A 4,587-nucleotide genomic window follows, 5' to 3' on the forward strand; every position below is an offset into this window, starting at 1 on the left:
TGCCGGAGGCCGTGAGCGGCAGGGACTCCAGGAACACGAACGCGGAGGGGATCCACGGCTCGGGCAGCGTCGCGCGCAGGCCCTGGCGCAGCGCCGCGGGCGTGACGGCTCCACGGGCGACGACGTAGGCGACCAGCCGGCGCTCCGTGTCGGGATCCTCGCGCACCACGCTCACGGCCGCGCGCACCTCCGGCAGCCGGGCCAGGGCGGCGTCGACCTCCTCCAGCTCGATCCGGAACCCGCGCAGCTTCACCTGATGATCCGCGCGCCCCAGGAACTCCAGCGCGCCGTCGTCACGCAGCCGGGCCAGGTCGCCCGTGCGGTACATCCGCGCGCCCGGCGCGCCGCTGAAGGGATCCGGCAGGAACTGGCGCGCCGTGTGGGCCGGGTCGCCCCAGTAGCCGCGCGCCAGCGTCGCCCCACCGATGAAGAGGGCCCCCGGCGCTCCGGGCGCCACCGGCAGCAGCGCCGCGTCGAGCAGATGGATGCGGACGCCCTCCAGGGGCCTGCCGATGGACGGCGGGGTGGAGCCCTCCGTGAGGACCCGCTCGCGCGTCACGAAGACGGTGGTCTCCGTGGGGCCGTAGCAGTTGAAGAACGCGAAGGGCGCGGAGGCATGTGGGCGGACGCGCAGGGACTCGCCTCCGGTGAGCAGCGCGCGAAGGGCCGGAGCGGCGGGCCAGGACAGCGAGGCGAGCTGTTCTCCCAGCGCGGTGGTGAGGAAGCAGACGTGGATGGCCCGCTGCACCAGCCACTGCTGGAGGCGCTCCGGCACCAGCCGCACGGCGTCGTCCGCGACGTGGAGGCTGGCGCCCGCCGACAGCGCGGGCCACACCTCCAGCACGGAGGCATCGAACGCGGGAGACGCGAGGAACGACACGCGGTCCTCGGACGTCAGCGCGAACTCGCGCAGGAACGCCTCCGCGAAGTGCCGCACCGCCCCGTGGGTGACGGCCACGCCCTTGGGGCGCCCCGTCGTCCCGGACGTATGGATGATGTACGCAAGCCGCTCCGGCGTGAGGGCCCCTCGCGCCGCCGCGCGGGCCCGGCCGCCCACGGGCAGCGCCACCGAACGGTCGATGGTGACGGCGCGCCGGTCCCCCTGACCCGGCAGGGATGCCTGCCGTGAGTCGAGCACGAGCACCTGGATGCCCGCGTCCTCCAGCACGTTGGAGAGCCGCTCCTCCGGCCACGCGCCCTCCAGCGGGACGTAGACGGCGCCTGCCTTGAGCGTGCCCACGAGCGCGATGAGCAGCTCGGAGCCGCGCCGCGCGCACACGCCCACCCGGTGCTCCGGCTCCACGCCCAGCGCCTGGAGTTGGACGGCCAGGGCCTCCGCGCGTGCCTCCAGCTCGCCATACGTCAGCCGCTCGTCGTCCCCGGCCAATGCCAGGCTTTCAGGCGCCGCGAGGGCCCGGGCCGCCACGCGGTCCGTGAGCCACGGCGCTTCCCCGCGCATCGCGGACGCAACGGGGCCCGCGTCCGGCGGGACCGGGAAGAGGACTTTGTCTGTTTTTGACACGGGCTGTCTCTTGTCAGGAACTGCCGGAAGGCCTTGGCGAATCAGGGATTGGCGTCTGGCTGGGGTGTCGGCGCTCGGACAACATGCAAGATGTTACAAGATCGCCTTCGGGTCCCAACAGGATGTGCTGAGTCTGACATTCTCCTGGGTTGGATTGCGGGAAGCCGTTAGGGCATTGCCCTGATGCTCCCGGGTCGGAGACCTCGTCCGTTGTCGCACGGGTGGTTGTCTTCAAGCGCCAATGCATTGACTGGCATCCGCCGACCCTCTACTCCGCTGCCCGCTCGTCCCTGAAGGGCCGGGCTTCGTGGGGGGTTCCAAAAATGGTCCAGCAGTCCGCTCCCGTCGTCAGCACCGTCGAAGGACAGCTCCAAGGCGTCATCGAGGAAGGGATGTATGCCTTCAAGGGCATCCCCTACGCCCAGCCTCCCGTGGGCGCGCTGCGCTGGCGTCCGCCCGCCCCCGTCGTGCCCTGGAAGCACCTCCGGCAGGCGACCACCTTCGGCAAGTCCTCGCTCCAGTCGCGCGAGGACTGCATCTCCGGCGGCGGTGGGGATCCGTTCCCCATGGGCGAGGACTGCCTCTATCTCAACGTCTGGACGCCCCGGATGGAGCCCCAGGCGAAGCTGCCCGTCATCGTGTGGATCCACGGCGGCGCGTATGTGATTGGCGCCAGCGGCCTGCCCCCGTACGACGGCGTCCCCATGGCGTCCCGGGACGCCATCCTCGTCACGCTCAACTACCGCCTGGGCCACCTGGGCTTCCTGGCCCATCCGGCGCTCCTGCGCGAGCCCGGCGGCGGCGCGGCCAACTTCGGCCTGTTGGATCAGGTCGCCGCGCTCCAGTGGGTGAACCGCAACATCGCGAAGTTCGGCGGGGACCCGGACAACGTCACCCTGATGGGCCAGTCCGCGGGCGCCAAGAGCGTGCTGTCACTCTTCTGCATGGAGGCCGCGAAGCCCCTGTTCCACCGGGGCGTGGCCATGAGCGTGTACGGCCTGGACGAGATGCCGCTGGAGAAGGCCCGGCTCAAGGCCGAGGCGCTGATCCGCGGCATGGGCGTGCCGGACGCGGACGCGACGCCGGAGCGCCTGCGCCAGCTGCCCGCGGAGTCCTTCTGGCCGCAGCCGCCGGAGCACTCGCTGGCGCCGGTGGCGGTGTGCGGTGATACCGTGATGCCCCAGTCCATCCTGTCCACGTTCAAGGCGCAGCAGCAGGCGCGCGTGCCGCTCATCCTGGGCAGCACCAGCGACGACGTGAGCGTGATGGAGGCCATGGGCCGCGACCCCATGGAGATCCTCCAGGCGCTCCGGGAGAACAACGTGCCCCTCGGGCTGCTGTACCCGGGCGTGGCGCCGGAGGAGGAGCTGGCGCGGCAGGCGTGCCGGGACATCCTCTTCACGCTCATCCCCCGGCAGGTGGCGGACCTGCACCTCAAGGTCTCCAGCGTGTGGCGCTACTACTTCGAATACACCGCCACGGAGCTGCGCCCGGAGTTCCCCGACGGCGTGCCGCACGGCTCGGACGTGCCGTACTTCCTGGACACGGTGGCCCGCTGCCCGCCCACGAAGGACGTGCTGTCGGACGAGGACCGCGCGTACTCGCGCCAGGTGAGCGGCTGGATGCTCCAGTTCGCCCGCACGGGAGTGCCCGCGGCCTCGCCGGAGTGGCCCCAGCACCGGCAGGGCGAGGACCGCACCCTGCGCATGCAGCCGGCGCCGAAGGTGGAGCACAACTTCATGCAGCTGCGCCTCAACGCCTTCCTGCTCGTGGCCTCCCTCATCAACGGCGCGGACCGCGGCACGGGTGGCAGGACCGGCCCGCAGCGCAGCTCCCACCACGGCGCCACGCCCCAGAAGCGCTCCCGGCCCGAAGGCACGCCGTAGCGCGTCTTCCGTCCAGGCCTAGCTGCTGAAGAGCACCAGCACGAAGGTGCCCGGCTGGGGCAGCTGGAACACGGTGCCCTGGCGCAGCGAGCCCTTGAAGAAGGGCGCCGCGTCGTAGGCGGTGGCGCCCTTCAGCGCCTCCCGGGTGGCTTCCGGCAGCCACCCGCCGTCATCCACCTTCACCGTCAGCCGCGTGGGCTTCAGCGCGGCCTGCAGCGCCTGGGCCTCCGCGGCCGGGTACTCCAGCACCGCGATGAGCTGCGTGTCCGTGGGGCCCAGGCCTCCCTGGATGCCCCGAGGCGACTGGCGCCACTGCACCGCCTGGGGCCGGCGCGGCAGCGTCACCGCCTTCTCCAGCGTCTCCAGGTCCGTTCCCGTCTTCGCCGCCGGAGCGGCCGTCTGTGTCGTCATGGATGCACTCCCCCCTGAGGGCTTGTCGCACGCGAGCGAAACACACCCCGCGAGCAGGGTGGTGGCCAACGTGCGCCTAACGGCCACCGATGGGACGCGACGTCGCATTCTCCGGGCTCCCCTGGTCCCACGTCACGTGCCGCTGGAGCGTGCCGTAGTTGGTGTACTGGTGCCCCAGGCCCGTCTGCTCGAACCGGCCGTTGGCCGCGTCCGGCGTGCCGGTGTTGATGTCCGCCTGGCCGGGGTTGAAGTTGTAGCGGTCCTCCGCGTGGAGCGTCATGTCCATCTCGAAGCGGGGCTTACCGCCCGGCGTCTCCGGCGGATACACCGTCACCGTCGCGCTGTTCCAGATGGAGTGGCCGCCAATGGCCTTCTGCCAGTTCTCCGTCTCCGGGTAGGGGAACTGCTCGCTGGAGCCCACGCCAATCTGGGAGCCGGTGATCTGGAACGTCACCGGCTTGCCAGCGAGCGACGGGTCCTGGGCGATCATCTGGTTGTAGGTCGCCTCCGCCGCCTGCTGCGTGTCACGCGTGGAGTTGGTGAGCACCGCCTGGCCGGCGGGGTCCGTGCGCACGAAGCGCTCGTAGTCGAAGTGCCGGTCCGCCCCGTTGCCGTGCAGGAAGTGGTCGTACGTGTCCAGGCCGTCCGGGATGTCGTTGTGCGGCACGCCCGGCACGCCCTGGAGGGCGCGAGCACCCCGCAGCTTCACCTCCCACTCGGCCAGCGCCGCGTAGTCACCCAGGCCCGGGCTCTCCGTGGGGAGGGGGG

At 71.5% G+C, this 4,587-nt stretch carries 4 protein-coding genes; 1 reads left to right on the plus strand and 3 read right to left on the minus strand.

The features are described 5' to 3' along the window. Nucleotides 1-1,522, minus strand: a 1,522-nt coding sequence (locus tag D7X55_RS36250; RefSeq protein WP_147470353.1) for an amino acid adenylation domain-containing protein, incomplete at its 3' end; no start/stop codon positions are given. 323 nt (nucleotides 1,523-1,845) lie between these two features. Here D7X55_RS36250 and D7X55_RS36255 point away from each other — a divergent pair. Next, nucleotides 1,846-3,408: a carboxylesterase/lipase family protein gene (locus tag D7X55_RS36255; protein ID WP_121725419.1), complete on the plus strand. Its 1,563-nt coding sequence runs from the start codon at nucleotides 1,846-1,848 to the stop codon at nucleotides 3,406-3,408. Nucleotides 3,409-3,426: 18 nt separating this feature from the next. On the opposite strand, the gene D7X55_RS36260 is transcribed toward D7X55_RS36255, so the two are convergent. Both D7X55_RS36260 and D7X55_RS36265 read right to left on the minus strand, forming a co-directional pair. Beyond that, nucleotides 3,427-3,819: a hypothetical protein gene (locus D7X55_RS36260; RefSeq protein ID WP_120553121.1), complete on the minus strand. Its 393-nt coding sequence runs from the start codon at nucleotides 3,817-3,819 to the stop codon at nucleotides 3,427-3,429. A gap of 76 nt (nucleotides 3,820-3,895) precedes the next feature. Next, the coding region (locus D7X55_RS36265) for a hypothetical protein (protein WP_121725420.1) at nucleotides 3,896-4,587 on the minus strand (692 nt) is incomplete at its 5' end.

It is taken from the genome of Corallococcus sp. AB049A (assembly GCF_003668885.1).
GTDB lineage: Bacteria > Myxococcota > Myxococcia > Myxococcales > Myxococcaceae > Corallococcus > Corallococcus interemptor.

Bases quoted from the DNA above. Each gene is read 5' to 3' on its own strand.
- D7X55_RS36255 (WP_121725419.1), top strand. From the start codon at position 1,846: ATGGTCCAGCAGTCCGCTCCCGTCGTCAGCACCGTCGAAGGACAGCTC.
- D7X55_RS36260 (WP_120553121.1), bottom strand. From the start codon at position 3,819: ATGACGACACAGACGGCCGCTCCGGCGGCGAAGACGGGAACGGACCTG.